General features: G+C 71.5%; 13 protein-coding genes. 6 read left to right on the forward strand and 7 right to left on the reverse strand.

What is annotated here, in order from left to right:
- Nucleotides 1-9: 9 nt before the first annotated feature.
- Nucleotides 10-627, reverse strand: coding sequence for a TOPRIM nucleotidyl transferase/hydrolase domain-containing protein (locus RM704_RS16630; protein WP_033526077.1), 618 nt, complete (start codon nt 625-627; stop codon nt 10-12).
- A 161-nt stretch (nt 628-788) separates the two neighbouring features.
- Here RM704_RS16630 and RM704_RS16635 point away from each other — a divergent pair, with 161 nt between their 5' ends.
- The gene (locus RM704_RS16635; RefSeq protein WP_157856666.1) at nt 789-1355 is read left to right on the forward strand and encodes a hypothetical protein; all 567 of its coding nucleotides are present in this window, start codon (nt 789-791) and stop codon (nt 1353-1355) included.
- Here the strand turns inward: RM704_RS16635 and RM704_RS16640 are convergent.
- From RM704_RS16640 to RM704_RS16650, 3 genes are all read right to left on the reverse strand, one after another.
- Nucleotides 1350-2318, reverse strand: coding sequence for a TIGR01777 family oxidoreductase (locus tag RM704_RS16640; RefSeq protein WP_033526079.1), 969 nt, complete (start codon nt 2316-2318; stop codon nt 1350-1352). The genes RM704_RS16635 and RM704_RS16640 overlap by 6 nt on opposite strands.
- A gap of 133 nt (nt 2319-2451) precedes the next feature.
- The gene (locus RM704_RS16645; protein ID WP_033526080.1) at nt 2452-2901 is read right to left on the reverse strand and encodes a hypothetical protein; all 450 of its coding nucleotides are present in this window, start codon (nt 2899-2901) and stop codon (nt 2452-2454) included.
- A gap of 115 nt (nt 2902-3016) precedes the next feature.
- Nucleotides 3017-3706: a M24 family metallopeptidase gene (locus RM704_RS16650; protein ID WP_033526081.1), complete on the reverse strand. Its 690-nt coding sequence runs from the start codon at nt 3704-3706 to the stop codon at nt 3017-3019.
- Between the two features lie 254 nt (nt 3707-3960).
- Between RM704_RS16650 and RM704_RS16655 the strand changes: the two genes are divergently transcribed.
- Entirely contained in the window at nt 3961-5811 is a 1851-nt protein-coding gene (locus RM704_RS16655) for a rhamnogalacturonan lyase family protein (protein ID WP_311590737.1), read from the forward strand.
- Between the two features lie 35 nt (nt 5812-5846).
- Here the strand turns inward: RM704_RS16655 and RM704_RS16660 are convergent, their stop codons facing one another.
- A complete protein-coding gene (locus RM704_RS16660; protein WP_192829604.1) occupies nt 5847-6812 on the reverse strand; it encodes a D-2-hydroxyacid dehydrogenase family protein in 966 nt (321 codons plus the stop codon).
- Between the two features lie 112 nt (nt 6813-6924).
- Between RM704_RS16660 and RM704_RS16665 the strand changes: the two genes are divergently transcribed.
- A complete protein-coding gene (locus RM704_RS16665) occupies nt 6925-8148 on the forward strand; it encodes an MFS transporter (RefSeq protein WP_033526082.1) in 1224 nt (407 codons plus the stop codon).
- A 281-nt stretch (nt 8149-8429) separates the two neighbouring features.
- Here the strand turns inward: RM704_RS16665 and RM704_RS16675 are convergent, their stop codons facing one another.
- The gene (locus RM704_RS16675) at nt 8430-9116 is read right to left on the reverse strand and encodes a helix-turn-helix domain-containing protein (protein ID WP_311590738.1); all 687 of its coding nucleotides are present in this window, start codon (nt 9114-9116) and stop codon (nt 8430-8432) included.
- Nucleotides 9117-9179: 63 nt separating this feature from the next.
- Here RM704_RS16675 and RM704_RS16680 point away from each other — a divergent pair, with 63 nt between their 5' ends.
- A complete protein-coding gene (locus RM704_RS16680) occupies nt 9180-9983 on the forward strand; it encodes an NAD(P)H-binding protein (protein WP_033526084.1) in 804 nt (267 codons plus the stop codon).
- Between the two features lie 197 nt (nt 9984-10180).
- Here the strand turns inward: RM704_RS16680 and RM704_RS16685 are convergent, their stop codons facing one another.
- Nucleotides 10181-11722: an AMP-binding protein gene (locus tag RM704_RS16685; RefSeq protein ID WP_033526085.1), complete on the reverse strand. Its 1542-nt coding sequence runs from the start codon at nt 11720-11722 to the stop codon at nt 10181-10183.
- 410 nt (nt 11723-12132) lie between these two features.
- Here RM704_RS16685 and RM704_RS16690 point away from each other — a divergent pair, with 410 nt between their 5' ends.
- Both RM704_RS16690 and RM704_RS16695 read left to right on the forward strand, forming a co-directional pair.
- Complete coding sequence (locus RM704_RS16690) at nt 12133-13242, forward strand: ligand-binding sensor domain-containing protein (RefSeq protein ID WP_078937016.1); 1110 nt, start codon at nt 12133-12135, stop codon at nt 13240-13242.
- A gap of 224 nt (nt 13243-13466) precedes the next feature.
- Nucleotides 13467-14312, forward strand: a complete 846-nt coding sequence (locus RM704_RS16695) for a class I SAM-dependent methyltransferase (RefSeq protein WP_033526087.1) — start codon at nt 13467-13469, stop codon at nt 14310-14312.
- Nucleotides 14313-14346 lie beyond the last annotated feature (34 nt).

A 14346-nucleotide genomic window follows, 5' to 3' on the forward strand; every position in this document is an offset into this window, starting at 1 on the left:
GCCCCGGCCTCACAGGCCGGCGAAGAGGTCGTCCAGGGGGGCGGGCACCTGTTCGGGGGCGAGGGCCTCGACCAGGAGGCGGCCGTAGCGGATCTTGCGGCCCTTCCTGGTGCTCATGAAGCGCCGCAGCTGCTGGTCCCGGGGGCGGCCGTGCTGGGCGGGCTGCTGCAGGAAGGTCTGCCAGGGGCGCGACTCGTCCTCGTCGTGGACGATCTGCTCGACCCGCGGGGTGCCCAGCGCACGGATGAGCTCGTCCTCCAGGTCCGCCGAGCAGACGAAGACGGCGTGGCGCGGGGTCGAGGACGGGGCGAGGCTCCGGTCGAAGAACGGCTTCTCGCGCTCGTCGCACAGACCGACGAGACGCAGGCCGAGGCCGGACGGTCCGAGCAGCGCGGTGTAGCGGCCGACGCTCATCGCGCCGCCCATCGACAGGACGCACACCCCCTCGGCGGCCAGGTCACGGCCCCGCCTCTCGGCCAGTGCCTCGACGGCCGCGAGGTCGCTCAGCCCTTCCAGCAGGACGACCGTGCGCACCCCGAGCAGTTCCGCCAGTTCCCTCGCCGACCCGCCGGGGTCTCCGCCGGCCCGGCGGTTGACCTCGTCCCGGAACATGCGCATGTCCACCATGCCTGGGAGTCTGCTACGCCCGCCTGGGCTGGCGCACTCGATATTCGGCGGCGCGCGCCTTCATCAGGGACGAATCGGCGGGGAGTTGACGGGATCGGCCCCCACGGACGCGGGGCGGTCGGCATGCTGATCACGTGGTGGCAGGGGGCGAGGGGAGGGCCGTGCAGACGGAGATGTGGGTGGGGCTGATCGGTTTCGGCGGAGCCGTGGTGGGCGCCGGCGGGGCTCTGGTGGGCGGCTGGCTCCAGCAACGGCATCAGGCGGCGGTGCTGCGGGAGCAGCAGGAGGCGGCTCGGACCGGTCTGCTGGAGGAGCGCGGCAGGGCCGCGGGCGAGAAGGCCCTGTCCGAGCTGTACGTCCTTCGCCGCCACTTGAAGGACTGCGAGCTGAGGCCCGTGCCCGAGGAGTTGCAGCCCTGGCGCGGCATCGCGCGGACCTTCATCGACGACGCCGAACTGGCGGTCATGTTGATGCCGAACGCCGCCGAGGTCCAGTCCCGCGTCGCGGACGCCGCCGGGCTGATCACGGAGACCCTGATGATCGGACGGGAGGAGGCGCGGATGATGACGGACGGGGAGCATCGCACGCACGTCAACCTCTGTCTCGCCGGGACCCTGGAGGCCATCGGGGTGCTGTCCGCCTTCATGCGAGGCGATCCGCTTCCGGGTCGCGGTCGCCTGGTCAGCAGGCACCTTGGGCGGAACCAGCGGCCCACGAGCCCGTCATGACACCCCGCGGGGCACGGCGGACCGCGCCGACCGGGCCCGTTGCACGAGGGATGTCGCGGCGCTCTCCCAGTCGGGGTGCGCGAAGGAGAAGCCGGCGGCGCGCAACCGGCCGGGCACCACGCGGCGGCTCTTGAACAGCAGTTCCGTGTCCGAGCGCAGGGCGAACGCCCCCAGCTCGGCCATCCAGCGGGTCGCCGGCAGTCCCACCGGGACGTTCCAGGCCGTGCGCAGTGCGCGCATGAACGCGCGGTGCGACAGGGGGTCGGGGGAGGCGAGGTTCACCGGCCCGTCGAGGTCGTCCCGGGCGATCAGGAACTCCACGGCCCGCACGAAGTCCTCGTCCTGGATCCAGGAGACGTACTGCGCGCCGCCGGCGACCGGGCCGCCGAGTCCGAGGCGCACCAACCGGGACAGCACGTCGAACACGCCGCCCCGGTCGGGGCTCATGACCATCGCCGAGCGCAGGGCCACCTTGCGGGTGTCGGGAGTGGGTGCCTCGGCCTGCGCCCGCTCCCAGTTCTTCGCGATCTCGACGCTGTACGCCCAGTAGTCAGGCACCCCGGCCTCCGAGCCGCCGATGACCCCGGTCGTCTCGTCGTGGGGCGCGTCGAAGCGGTGGGCGTAGACCGTCGCCGTGCTCATCTGGAGCCAGACGCGCGGCGGCCGCGCGGCGGCCGCGATCGCCTCGCCGACGACCCGCGTCGAATCGACCCGGGAGTCCATCATGGCCCGCAGGTTCTCGGCGGTGTAGCGGCAGGAGACGCTGCGTCCGGCCAGGTTGATCACGACGTCACAGCCGTCGATCGCGGTGGCCCAGCGCCCGAGCGTGGCCCCGTCCCAGCCGACGTCGTGCGCCCGCGTGGGCCGCCGCGTCACCACCGTGACCTCGTGGCCGGCCGCTGTCAGCGCACGGTCGAGAATCGCACCGACCTGTCCGGTTCCCCCGGGCAGCACCACCTTCATCGAACCCCCTCGGTTGGCTCGACCTCAGGGTAGCGCCTTTTTGAACGCGTTCAACACAGTGCCGTGAGTTCCCGCGCCAGGTGCGTCTCACGAGGAGGCGGCGCGGGAACTCACGGCCGGGTGACGGGCCGGATCAGCGGATCTCGGTGACCCGGTGTTCCTTCAGCGAACCGCAGTTGGAGTTCTCCACCGACACGTACACGTTGTCGATGCTGCCGCCCCAGCTCACGCAGAAGCCCTTGCCGTAGACGTAGGCCGGCCCTGCGTAGGAGGAGTAGCTGTCGGAGTCGCCCGCGTACTCGTCCGTCGCGGGGACGTAGACCCACGTGGACATGGGCTTGAGCGTGCCCGGGTTCTTGCGGATGGTCGCGACGCAGTTCTCGCCGTTCGAGGAGTTGTAGGTCAGGTAGACGGTGCCCAACGAGCCCACGGGCGCCGAGTTCACGGTCTTGTAGGCGCTGCCGCAGACACCCTGCGGGGTGACGTTGGGTGCGGCGGAGGCCGTCGTGGCGAAGGCGGTCGAGGCGCCCACCGCGAGTGCGGCTAAGGCCCCCATCGTCACGATATTACGTGCCTTTCTCATATTTCCCCCTTGTAGCCATGAGAGCGTCTTTGCTCTCACAGGATGTGACCCACGAGGGAGACGGATGGTTGCCCCGGTCTTCCACCGAGGTTCGCGAGAGGATGCGCGGCCCTGGTCAGAGGGTGAGAAGTTCTTCATGGAAACCGCCGAACTCACGCTCGGTGTCGATGAGATGGATCTCCAGGATCCAGTGGCAGCGGCGCCCGGCCTTGTCGGTGCGGCGCAGCGGTGTGGTGTTGGCCGGGGTGATGTACGACTCCACGTCCGCGCCCTCGATCCACTCGTGCGGGAACTCGCCGACCAGGTGACCGGCGTGCCAGCCGCCCAGCTCCCACCCCGCCTCCTCGGCCAGGCTCTCCACCTCCGCGTACAGCCGCGCTCCGGTGATGTCCGGGTGGGCCTCGAAGAACCTTCGGCCCGCCGCGAAGACGCGTGACAGGTCGTCGCGGAGCCGGTGCTTGACCGGGTCGTCGCCGAGGACGAAGGTCCGGCCGAAGTCGGCCTCGTACTCCTCGAAGATCGGACCGAAGTCGGCGAACACGATGTCGTCCGCGGCGATCACCCGGTCCGGCGGGTTCTCCCGGTAGGGCTTCAGCGTGTTCGGGCCGGAGCGCACGATCCTCTTGTGCCAGTGCCGGGTGGTGCCGAACAGTTCGTTCGCCAGGTCACGGACCCGGTCGCTGACCGCGCGCTCCCCCTCGCCGGGGGCGACGAGACCGCGCTCCTCCATCTCGGCGAAGAGCCGTACGGCCTTCGCCTGGGCATCCAGCAGCCGTGCCGCGCGCGTGGGTTCGTCGTCCGCCATGCGCCGACCGTAGTGACGGAGATCGCTTCCGGCAACGGGATTTCACCGACCGGCCCCGGCATACATTCTGAAAGCGTTTCCAGGCGGCGCCGACGGGGTGAATCGGACACGCCAATGGCCGTGAACTCCATGGATGTTGACGCCCCGTGAGCCTTGACGCTCGTGTCCGGCGGTGCTTCGATCACAGGCGTGTAAACGGTTTAAGTCCCACCCGGTTCGCTTGGTTCACGGTTTCCCGCCCGACGGAGGTTGTCATGCGCATGACTTTCACCCTGTCCGTCTGTGCCGCGCTGGCCGTCGGGGCCACGAGCCTCACCTCTCCCGGCGCGGCCACGGCCGTGACCGGCGAGGCACCGACGGTGCGGGCCGCGCGAGTGATGGAGAACCTCGGGCGGGGGGTCGTGGCCGTGCGCTCCGGGCCCGCCCAAGTGCTGGTCTCCTGGCGGCTGCTGGGGCTCGACCCGGACGGCATCGGCTTCCACGTCCACCGCTCCACCGGCGGTGGCGCCTTCGTCAAGCTCACCGCGAGCGCCCTGACGGGCGGGACCAACTACGTCGACTCCACGGCCGACCTGACGCGCTCCCACAGCTACCGGGTCGTTCCGGTGGTGGGCGGGCAGGAGCAGCCGCCCAGCGCGTCCTTCACCTTGACGGCCGATCACGCCACGGAGCCGGTGGTCCGCGTGCCGATGCGCGCCGGCGGTCCGGTGAAGTTCGTCTGGGTCGGCGATCTCGACGGCGACGGCGAGTACGACTACGTGGTGGACCGGCAGACCTCCCCGCAGAAGCTGGAGGCGTACAGCGGCCGGGGCCAGTTCCTGTGGGACGTCGACCTGGGCCCGAACAGCCAGAACCAGGACAACATCGAACCGGGGTCGTCCGCGATCGACGTGGGCCACTGGGACGGCGTCACCGTGTACGACTTCGACAGCGACGGCCGTGCCGAGGTCGCCCTGAAGATCGCCGACGGCGTCAGGTTCGGCGACGGCACGACCTGGACGCACGCGGACGACGCGCGTCAGTTCATGGCGGTCCTCGACGGCCGGACCGGAGCGCTCCGCAACTGGTCCGCGGTGCCGACCACCTACCTCGGCGACGGTCCGATGGGCGCGCGGCTCGGCGTCGCGTATCTCGACGGCACCACGCCGAGCCTGGTGGCGTACATGAAGAACCGGCGCGACGACGGGACCTTCAACCTGATGATGGCCGCCTGGCGGTTCACCGGCAGCGCGCTGCGGCAGGAGTGGACGTGGCTGCGCGGCGGCCAGAACGCCCCCGACGGGCACAACACCCGTGCCGTCGACGTCGACGGGGACGGCACGGACGAGGTCGCCGAGATCGGCTTCGTCCTCGACGGCGACGGCTCCCTGCGCTACTCGATGGCACCGCAGGGCATCATCCACGGCGACCGTTTCCACCTCGCCGACATGGACCCCGGCCGCCCCGGGCTGGAGGGCTACGGCGTGCAGCAGGACAATCCGAGCGGCCTGCTGGAGTACTACTACGACGCCGCCACCGGCTCCGTCCTCTGGAAGCACGGCGGCGGCCCCGCCGACATAGGGCGGGGCATGGCCGGTGACGTGGACCCGCGCTTCCCGGGCATGGAGGTCTGGTCCTTCTCCGGCCTCTACAACGCGCCCTCGGACAGGCTCACCGAACCGAACACCTCACTGCGTCCGTGGCCGCAGTTGGGACTGTGGTGGGACGGCGACCTCACTGTGGAACTGCTCAACGACGGCAAGATCGAGAAGTGGGATCCGGCCCGCCCGACGCCGACGGGCAGCCTGCCCCGGCTGGTCAGCACCTGGAACCACGGCGCCGTCACCGCCGCGCAGGGCGGCCCCACCCTCGTCGGTGACATCCTCGGCGACTGGCGGGAGGAGGCCGTCTACACTAACGCCTCCCACGACGAGCTGATCGTCTTCACCACCGACCGGCCCACCGCCACCCGGCTCTACACACCGGCCCACAATCCCGCCTACCGCAACGCCATGACCTTCAAGGGCTATATGCAGTCCCATCACGTCGACTACTTCCTCGGCGCCGGCATGGCCCGGCCGCCCCGGCCGAACATCGCCTACGCGGGAGGCGGTTCCCTCTCGTAGTCCCGCCCCACGGACCTGCTCGACGCCGCAGGCGGCTACCCGCCCGCCAGCTGCCGGACGGGAGCGCCGGCGAGGAAGGCGGTGATGTCCTCCACCGCTTCCGCGTAGAAGGTGCGGTAGTTGCGCTCGGTGACATAGCCGAGGTGCGGGGTGGCGAGGACGTTGGGGAGGGTGCGGAAGGGGTCGTCCGCGGGAAGGGGCTCGCTGTCGAAGACGTCGAGGCCCGCGCCGGCGATCCAGCCCTCGCGCAGGGCGCGCAGCAGTGCCGTCCGGTCGACGATGGCGGCGCGGGAGGTGTTGACGAGGTGGGCGTGCGGGCGCATGGCGCGCAGTTCCGGCTCGCCCAGCAGGCCCCGGGTGCGGTCGGACAGCACGAGGTGGACGGAGACGAAGTCGCTGCGGGCGAGCAGGTCCTTCTTGTCCGTGGCAAGTCGAGCACCTGACTCCGCCGCGCGCTCGGCGGTGAGGTTCTCGCTCCAGGCCAGGACCTCCATGCCGAAGGCGGTGGCGACGCGTGCCACCCGGCTGCCGATCTTGCCGAGTCCGAGCAGGCCCAGGGTGCGGCCGTGCAGGTCCTGGCCCACGGTGGACTGCCAGGGACCGCCCTCGCGCAGGGCGCGGTTCTCGGCGGTGAGCTGCCGGGCGAGGCCGAGGAGGAGCGCCCAGGTCAGTTCGACGGGCGGGGTGGGACTGCTCGCCGTGCCGCAGACCGTCACGCCCTGGGCCCGCGCCGCCGCGAGGTCGATGGAGGCGTTGCGCATGCCGGTGGTGATCAGCAGGCGCAGCCGGGGCAGCCGACGCAGGAGGTCGGCGTCCAAGGGGGTGCGCTCCCGCATGGCCACGACGATCTCGCAGTCGGCGAGCTCGGCCACGAGTCGATCCCGGTCGGTGATGTGCTCGCGGAGCGTGCGCACCTCGACCTGGTCGGCGAGCGGGCTCCAGTCCGCCAGGGTCAGGGCGGCGTCCTGATAGTCGTCCAGCACGGTGCAGTGGAGGGTCATGCGGACAGTCTGCCGTTCATCGGTCGGCGCCTGTGGTGCGGGTGGGAGGGAGGCGGAGGCGGGAGCCCCTGTCGGGGCGCGTGCCGCGGTGGGTGAGGTTACCGTCGGCGGTATGGACGGTGATCTTGGGCGCTGGCGCCGGTGCATCCTCGGTGGGGCGGTGTTCGCCGTGTGCATGGCCGGCACGACGCTGCCGACCCCGCTGTACGGCCTCTACCAGGACAAGTTCGGTTTCTCGGAGCTCACGGTCACCGTGGTCTACGCCGTCTACGCCTTCGGGGTCATCGGTGTGCTGCTCCTGGCGGGGAACGCCTCGGACGCCGTGGGCAGGCGACCGGTGCTGTTGTGGGGTCTGGGCTTCGCGGCGGCGAGCGCCGTCTGTTTCCTGTGCGCCACCGCGCTGGGCTGGCTGTACGTGGGGCGGCTGTTGTCGGGGCTGTCGGCCGGGCTGTTCACCGGGGCCGCCACGGCGTACGTGATGGAGCTGGCACCGCGCGGCGATGCCTCGCGGGCCACGTTCGTGGCGACCGCCGCGAACATGGGCGGGCTCGGCTGCGGTCCACTGCTCGCCGGGGTGCTCGCGCAGTACGCCCAGTGGCCGCTGTATCTGCCCTTCGCCGTCCACCTCGCCCTGGTGGCCTGCTCGGCGGCCGTGCTGCTGGGGCTCCCGGAAACCGTGCGGGAGCGGCGGCCGCTGACCACCGTACGACCGCGGCGGCCCAGTCTGCCGCCTTCGGTGCGGGTGGTCTTCGGGCCCGCAGCGGCCGCCTCCTTCGTGGGGTTCGCCCTGTTCGGGGTCTTCACCTCGGTCAGCCCGGCCTTCCTCGCCGAGTCCCTGGACGTGCGCAACCACGCGGTAGGCGGGCTGATCGTCGCGTTGGCCTTCTTCGCCTCCACGGGCGGGCAGTTGGCCGTCGGACGGGTCGGTGTGCGTCGGTCGCTGCCACTGGGCTGCGCCGGGCTCCTGGCCGGGCTGGCGCTGCTGGCGGGCGCGCTGCACTGGGAACTGCTGGCGCTGGTGGTGCTGAGCGCCGTCGTGGGCGGGGCCGCGCAGGGACTGGCGTTCCGCGCGGCGCTGTCCGCCGTGGCGGCCGCGTCGGCGGCGGACCGACGGGCGGCCGTGATCTCCGCATTGTTCGTGGTGGCCTACACGGGAATCTCGGTACCGGTCATCGGTGTCGGGCTCTTGGCGGAGCCGATGGGCCTGGAAGGCGCCGGGCTCGTGTTCATCGCGTGCATGGCCGTGTTGGTGTCGGCCGCGGGCGTGTATCTGCTCCGACGTCCGGTTACGGCTCCGGAGTCGGACCGGGAGTCGCAGCCGCGGTCGCAGGGGTAGTGACAGTCGTGGAACTCGCGCAGGCAGGCCCGATGGGGCACCTCTGAAGTCAAAGAGGAACAGGCCCTGGCGACCATGGAGTTGCGGCTTGTGATCATCGGGAGACCTGTGCCTGCCTCGCCGTCATGGCTGACCGAACCCCTGGGGCACCCATGCGCGGCGCTGCTGCCGCAGCGGCCGTCTACGATCCAACTCACCCGCTGGGCCGCCGCCGCACGCGGAACAGCGACCGGACGGTCTTCGACGAGCCGCCGCAACTCCTCCGTTGCCGGTCCTGGAACTCAGGCAGTGCACGGAGTCGCGGCGGGGCGCCGCCCTGCGGTGAACGCGGCGGGCGGGACACCCATGAAGTGGCGGAACTCTGCCGTCATGTGGGACTGGTCGTAGTACCCCGCCGTCGCGGCGATGTCCGACCACCGGCCGGCATCGGCCGCGAGCACGGTGCGAACGCGGTCGATGCGTGCGAAGTGCTTGGGGGACAAGCCGGTGCCGGCGGTGAACAAGGTGTGCAGGCGGCGCTCACTGATGTGCAACCGGGCCGCGGTCGTGGCGACAGTGCCGCCGACCAGAAGGTGTGCCGCCTCTTCGAGCCGCTCCGGCGGCTCCGGCCAATCGGCCATTGCTGCTTCCAGAGCGGCGATCGGATCGGCGGCGAGCTGGTCGACGTCCAGGCCCGGTAGTTCGCGGAGCGGCAGGGCCCGGTCGGCGAGATCACGCAGCGGACGGCCGAGCAGGGCCTGGGCACGCCCCGGCCGCATGCGAACCCGCACGCACGCGCGCCCGGGCGCGCCGACGTGATAGGCGGCTCGGGTGCGGGGCCCCAGGGCGATCAGCTCACGCTTGTCGATGCGCAGGAGAAGTGTGGTGGCGTGATCCGGCACGTCGACCGCCGCCGAACCAGCCGCCGTCGCGACATCGATCCCGGACACCCAACGCAGAAGGGGAGGCGGCACGACGAGAGAGTTCACGCAGCTCACGATAGTGCCGAAACTTCCTATCAAGCGGCGCGAGAGCGATGCGATCGTCGGGACATGATTCTTGTTACCGGTGCTACAGGCACCGTCGGTGGTCACGTCGTCCGTCTGCTCACCGAACGGGGCGTGCCTTTCCGGGCGATGTCCCGCCGCGAACGGCCGGGAGGGGTGCGGGCCGACTTCGACGACCCGGCGTCTCTGACGCGCGCGGTGGCCGACGTCGACACGGTCTTCCTCGTGACCGTGCCCCCCGCGCCGACCGCGGACCATGACATCGCCCTGATCACGGCCGCGCTGGCGGCGGGCGTCCGTAAGATCGTCAAGCTGTCCGCCATCGGCAGCGGTGAGCGGTTCGACGGGGCGACCGTCGGCGCGTGGCACCTCGCCGCGGAGGAGGCGATCGAGGCCAGCGGTCTCGTGTGGACGATGCTCCGCCCGCCGAGCTTCGCCTCCAACTTCTTGTGGTATCGGGCGCTGATCCAGGCCGGAGAGACGATCCCGAACCTGGTCGGCGCCTCCCGGCAGGCCGTCGTCGACCCGAGGGACGTGGCAGCGGTCGCCGTCGCCGCCATGACCAGCGACGCGCACGACGGACAACGGTACGACCTGACCGGGCCGGAGTTGCTGACATTCGCAGACCAGGCGGCGATCCTGGAGCGCGTGCTGGAACGGCCGGTGAAGATCACCGACACGAGTGCGCTCGACCAGTTGCCGACCGGGATGATCACTGGCATCGGCTGGGCGCGCGCCGGCGGTGCGGCCTACATCACCGACCACGTGCCGCGGGTGCTCGGCCGACCGGCGGGCACGTTCGAGCAGTGGGCACGCGACCACCGGGAGAGATTCGCGGCTATGCCGTAAGCCACCCTCACCGACGGCCGCCAGGCTCTCGAGCCAGAGGCCCTCATAGCCTCGGGAACCGGAGGGCGGCGCGATCACCGGCCGGCACCTCGTCCAGTGCGCCCGGGCGTCCCTCTGCCGCACCCGTGGGGCGGGGCGGACGCGGGGCCTTCCTCCGCCCCGCCCCACGACAGCGCCTCGCCGGCAGCCGCGCCCGGTCAGTTGACCCGCCGGTCCTGCCCGGCCCAGTACGGCTCCCGCAGCTTGAACTTCTGGACCTTCCCGGTCGCCGTCCGCGGGATGGCTTCCCGGAACTCCACAGTCGTCGGCGCCTTGTACCCGGCGAGCCGCTCCTTGCAGTACGCGATGATCTCGGCCTCGCTCACGGCCGATCCCTCGGCCCGCACGACCAGCGCCTTGATCGTCTCGCCCCACCTGGGGTCCGGCACCCCGATGACCGCGACCTCGGCGACCCCGGGGTGGCTGAAGACCGTGTCCTCCACCTCGATCGACGACACGTTCTCACCGCCGGTGATGATGACGTCCTTCTTCCGGTCCGAGATCGTCAGATGCCCGTCCTCGGGGTCGATCGTCCCGCCGTCACCTGTGTGGAACCAGCCGTCCTCCAGCACGGCGGCGGTCTCCTCGGGCTTCTCCCAGTAGCCGTCGAGGACCACGTTCGAGCGCGCCAACACCTCACCGGATTCCGCCACTCGCAGCTTCACCCCGAGTGCCGGAAGACCGGCCCGCGACAGCTTCCGCGCCCGCTCCTCGCCCCGCAGGGCATCGTCCTCGGGCCGCGCGCGGTTGAACGTCAGGAGAGGTGAGGTCTCCGTCAGACCGTAGATCTGGGTGAACTCCCAGCCCAGTTCCTCCTCGACGCGCTGGATCATCCGGCTCGGCGGCGGCGCTCCCGCGCACACGATCCGCACCCGGTCGCGCCCCGGCACCGGCCCCGCCCAGCCGGTCGCCGCGTCGAGAACCGCGTTCCACACCGCCGGCGCGCCGCACATCAACGTCACCCCGTGTTCGTCCACCCGACGCAGGATCTCGGCGCCGTCGACCTTGCGCAGCACCACCTGCTTCGCGCCGAGACCGGCCATCACGAACGGCATTCCCCATCCGTTGCAGTGGAACATCGGCAACGTGTGCAGGTACACGTCCCGCTCCCATGCCCGGGTGTGCAGCCCGAAGGTCAGCCCGTTCACCCAGATGTTGCGGTGCGTGAGCTGAACTCCCTTGGGGCGCACGGTCGTTCCCGAGGTGTAGTTGATCGTCGCGGTCGCGTCCTCGTCCGGGTCGGCCCAGGGCCTCGGCTCCACCCCGAACCGCATCAGCTCGGTGTCCGTCTGCTCCCCCAGCGTGAACCGGTGCGCCACCTTGACGTCGGCGACCGTGTCCCGCACCTCGGGGTCGACCAGCAGCACCGAGGCGCCGCTCTGACGTACCACGTACTCGATCTCCTCCGCCTTCAGACGGAAGTTGACCGGCACACAGACCCGCCCGCTCATCGGCACCGCGAACAGCAGCTCCAGCAGACGGGCCGAGTTGTGGCTGACCACCGCCACCCGCTCGCCCTCGCCCACCCCGAGCGCGTCCAGTCCCGCCTGCCAGGCCCGCACCCGCTCGCCCAGCCGCCGGTACGTCGACGGCGCCACCGGCGCCGCGGGCTGACTCGGCTCGTCGATCACCCCGGGGCTGTCGGCGAAACCCGACTCCGCCCGGTCCAGGAAGTCGGCCACCGTCATCGGAACACGCATCTGTCTCCCCACTCGCCCTGTCCGCACGCCGCATACGCCACGCCTCGTGCCTCGTGCTTCGCGCCTCTTGTCTTGCTGCGCCTCTTGTCTTGCTGCGCCTCATGTCTTGCGTGCCTTGTGTCTGCGCGCCTTGTGTCTGCGCGCACGCTTGTGTCTCGTGCTCCGCACCTCGCGCTTCGCACCGCATGGCTCGTGCCTCGTTCCAGTTGTTCCTCCCACACCGGGCACGCACGCCCCTGATCGGTCACCCGATCGGGTAAGGCCGGTCCCGGGCGGCACCGTCGCCGGGCAGCGGGCTCGCGCGATTTGTCATATGGGTGGCTAGAACTCCGCGGTGCGCTGGTTCACGGTGGTTCCTCCTGACCGCCCCATCCGCCTGGAGGGATCCAGCAGTGAGACGTAGGCGATTTGTGGCAGGCACCATCGGCGCCCTCGCGGGGGCGGCGCTCGGCCCGTCCGCGTCCCGGGCCGACGTGCCGACGCCCCGTACGCGGGACTGGCAGGCCGTGCCCGCGCCCGGCAGCGTTCCCGCCGCGCAACTTCGGCGCATCGCCGCCGCCGGGCCGCGACTGGCCTGGGCCGTGGGCGAGGAGGACCTGGGCGTGCAGACCCAGCAGCGGGCCCTGGCCATGGTGTGGAACGGCGACGTATGGGCGAAGACCGACCTGTCGCACCTCGCGCACACGAGGATCGTCGATGTCGCCGGTGTCCGCTCCTCCGCGGCGTGGGGCGTGGGCCATCCCACCGGCGACGCCAGTCCCCTGCTGCGCTGGGACGGAACCACCTGGCGCGAGGCCGACTTCCCCGGCAGGGGTGAGCCGGACGTCCGGCTCACCTCGGTGGCGGTCGGCCGCGACCGGCAGGTGTGGGTCTGCGGCGTCCGGGACGGCGCCGCCCGTCTGCTGCACGGCGACGGGCGGCGCTGGCGCTGGCTGGACCCACTGCCGGTCGAGAGCGTGAACCTCTACCGGGTCGTCCTGCGTCGGCCGGGCGAGGTATGGGTCTGTGGGGACCGTTCGAACGGCGGCGGTTGGTCCGGCCTCGTGGCCCGTTGGGACGGCGCGTGGACAGCACTCCCCCCGGTGGCGGGCCTGCGGCTCGGCCTCGCCGACGTGCATGCCGCCGGTCCGGACGACGTATGGGCGGTGGGCACCGAGGCCGGCGCGGGCGGGCCGATCGGCCGCCCCGGCAACCCCGCCCTGAGCCACTGGGACGGCACGGCCTGGACCCGGCTGGAAGCCGGCTTCACCCTCGGGTCGCTCACCGGGATAGCGGGAGACGCGCGGGGGCGCGCCGCGTGGATCTCGGGCTGGAACTTCTCGGACCAGAGCCGCAGTACGTATCTGCGCCGGGACGGCGACACCTGGACCGTCGCCCGGGGCCCGGCGGGTACGGCTCCGGCGCCGTACCTCAACGACGTGACGTCCGTTCCGGGCACCAGGGGCTTCTTGTCGGTGGGCATGACACGCCCCGCCCCGTATCCGCCGACCGAGGCCTACAGCGAACATCTCGGGGGCTGAGTCTCGGCGGGCTTCGGGGACTGAGTCTCGGCGGGCTTCGGGGACTGAGTCTCGGCGGGCTGCCGATCGTGCCGCGCGGCAGCCGGACATTGCGACCGGGTTCGAACGGCTGAGGGCGCGGCGCGCCTCGGGCCGGTGGGGTGGGGGCCGGGGAGGATCGGGTGGGGCTGCCACCTCGTGGGGAGCCGCCCCGCGCCCTGTCCCTCGTGCGAAGAGGTTCGCTCATGACCGCGTTCGACGGTCCGCCGGGCGGTAGGTCCCACGGCGGGCGCTACGGCGAAGCCGTCTTCCGTCCCGAACAGGCGGGCGAGGGCTCACGGATCGACTTCGGTGCCCTCGCCTACGACGACATCACCCTGGCGCGGCTACGGGAACTGGGGGCCGGCCCGGGGTGGCGCTGCCTCGACGTGGGTGCCGGTACGGGCACCGTCTCCCGCCGACTGCTGGAGGAGGCCGGGGTCACGAGCGTCCTGGCCGTGGACCGCGACGTACGGTTCCTCGAAGCTCGGCCGGTACCCGGTCTCGATGTCCTCGCGGCCGACATCTCGGCCCCGTCCTTCTCCCCCGGACGCTTCCGACTCGTCCACGCGCGCTTCGTGCTGATGCACCTTCCCGAGCGCGACCGCCTGATCACGGCGCTGGCCGAACTCGTCGAGCCAGGTGGTGTGTTGGTGCTCAGCGACGCGATCGACCTGACGAACGACCGGACGCCCGACACTCCGTACAGCGTGACGATGCGGGCGATGTGGGAGGGGCTGCGGGCCACCATCGGCACGGACGTCTCCTGGGTGCCGTCGTACCCACGGCTGCTGCGGGACGCGGGGCTCGGGTCCGTCGCCGCCGAGGTGCATGTGCCGCCGCTGATCCCGGGCAGCCCCATCAGCCGCTTCTGGACGGACACTTGGGAACGGAGCCGGGCGGCCATGGTCGCCACCGGCCTGGTGGACGACACGGCCGTCGACGCGGCGATCCGCTCCCTCGATGAGGACGGGTGCGCGGCGCTGTCGGCCGGCATGCTCACCGTCTGGGGACGGAAACCGGCGAGCGGTCCGGCCGCGGCGCCCGCGTAGTCGTGCGCCGTGGTCCGAGTCCGAGGTCCGAGGT

This window comes from Streptomyces gottesmaniae (assembly GCF_031845845.1).
GTDB classification, from domain to species: domain Bacteria; phylum Actinomycetota; class Actinomycetes; order Streptomycetales; family Streptomycetaceae; genus Streptomyces; species Streptomyces akebiae.

Coding starts and splice junctions, on each gene's coding strand:
- RM704_RS16630 (WP_033526077.1), bottom strand. CDS start 627: ATGGTGGACATGCGCATGTTCCGGGACGAGGTCAACCGCCGGGCCGGC.
- RM704_RS16640 (WP_033526079.1), bottom strand. CDS start 2,318: ATGAAGGTGGTGCTGCCCGGGGGAACCGGACAGGTCGGTGCGATTCTC.
- RM704_RS16645 (WP_033526080.1), bottom strand. CDS start 2,901: ATGAGAAAGGCACGTAATATCGTGACGATGGGGGCCTTAGCCGCACTC.
- RM704_RS16650 (WP_033526081.1), bottom strand. CDS start 3,706: ATGGCGGACGACGAACCCACGCGCGCGGCACGGCTGCTGGATGCCCAG.
- RM704_RS16655 (WP_311590737.1), top strand. CDS start 3,961: ATGCGCATGACTTTCACCCTGTCCGTCTGTGCCGCGCTGGCCGTCGGG.
- RM704_RS16660 (WP_192829604.1), bottom strand. CDS start 6,812: ATGACCCTCCACTGCACCGTGCTGGACGACTATCAGGACGCCGCCCTG.
- RM704_RS16665 (WP_033526082.1), top strand. CDS start 6,925: ATGGACGGTGATCTTGGGCGCTGGCGCCGGTGCATCCTCGGTGGGGCG.
- RM704_RS16680 (WP_033526084.1), top strand. CDS start 9,180: ATGATTCTTGTTACCGGTGCTACAGGCACCGTCGGTGGTCACGTCGTC.
- RM704_RS16685 (WP_033526085.1), bottom strand. CDS start 11,722: ATGCGTGTTCCGATGACGGTGGCCGACTTCCTGGACCGGGCGGAGTCG.
- RM704_RS16695 (WP_033526087.1), top strand. CDS start 13,467: ATGACCGCGTTCGACGGTCCGCCGGGCGGTAGGTCCCACGGCGGGCGC.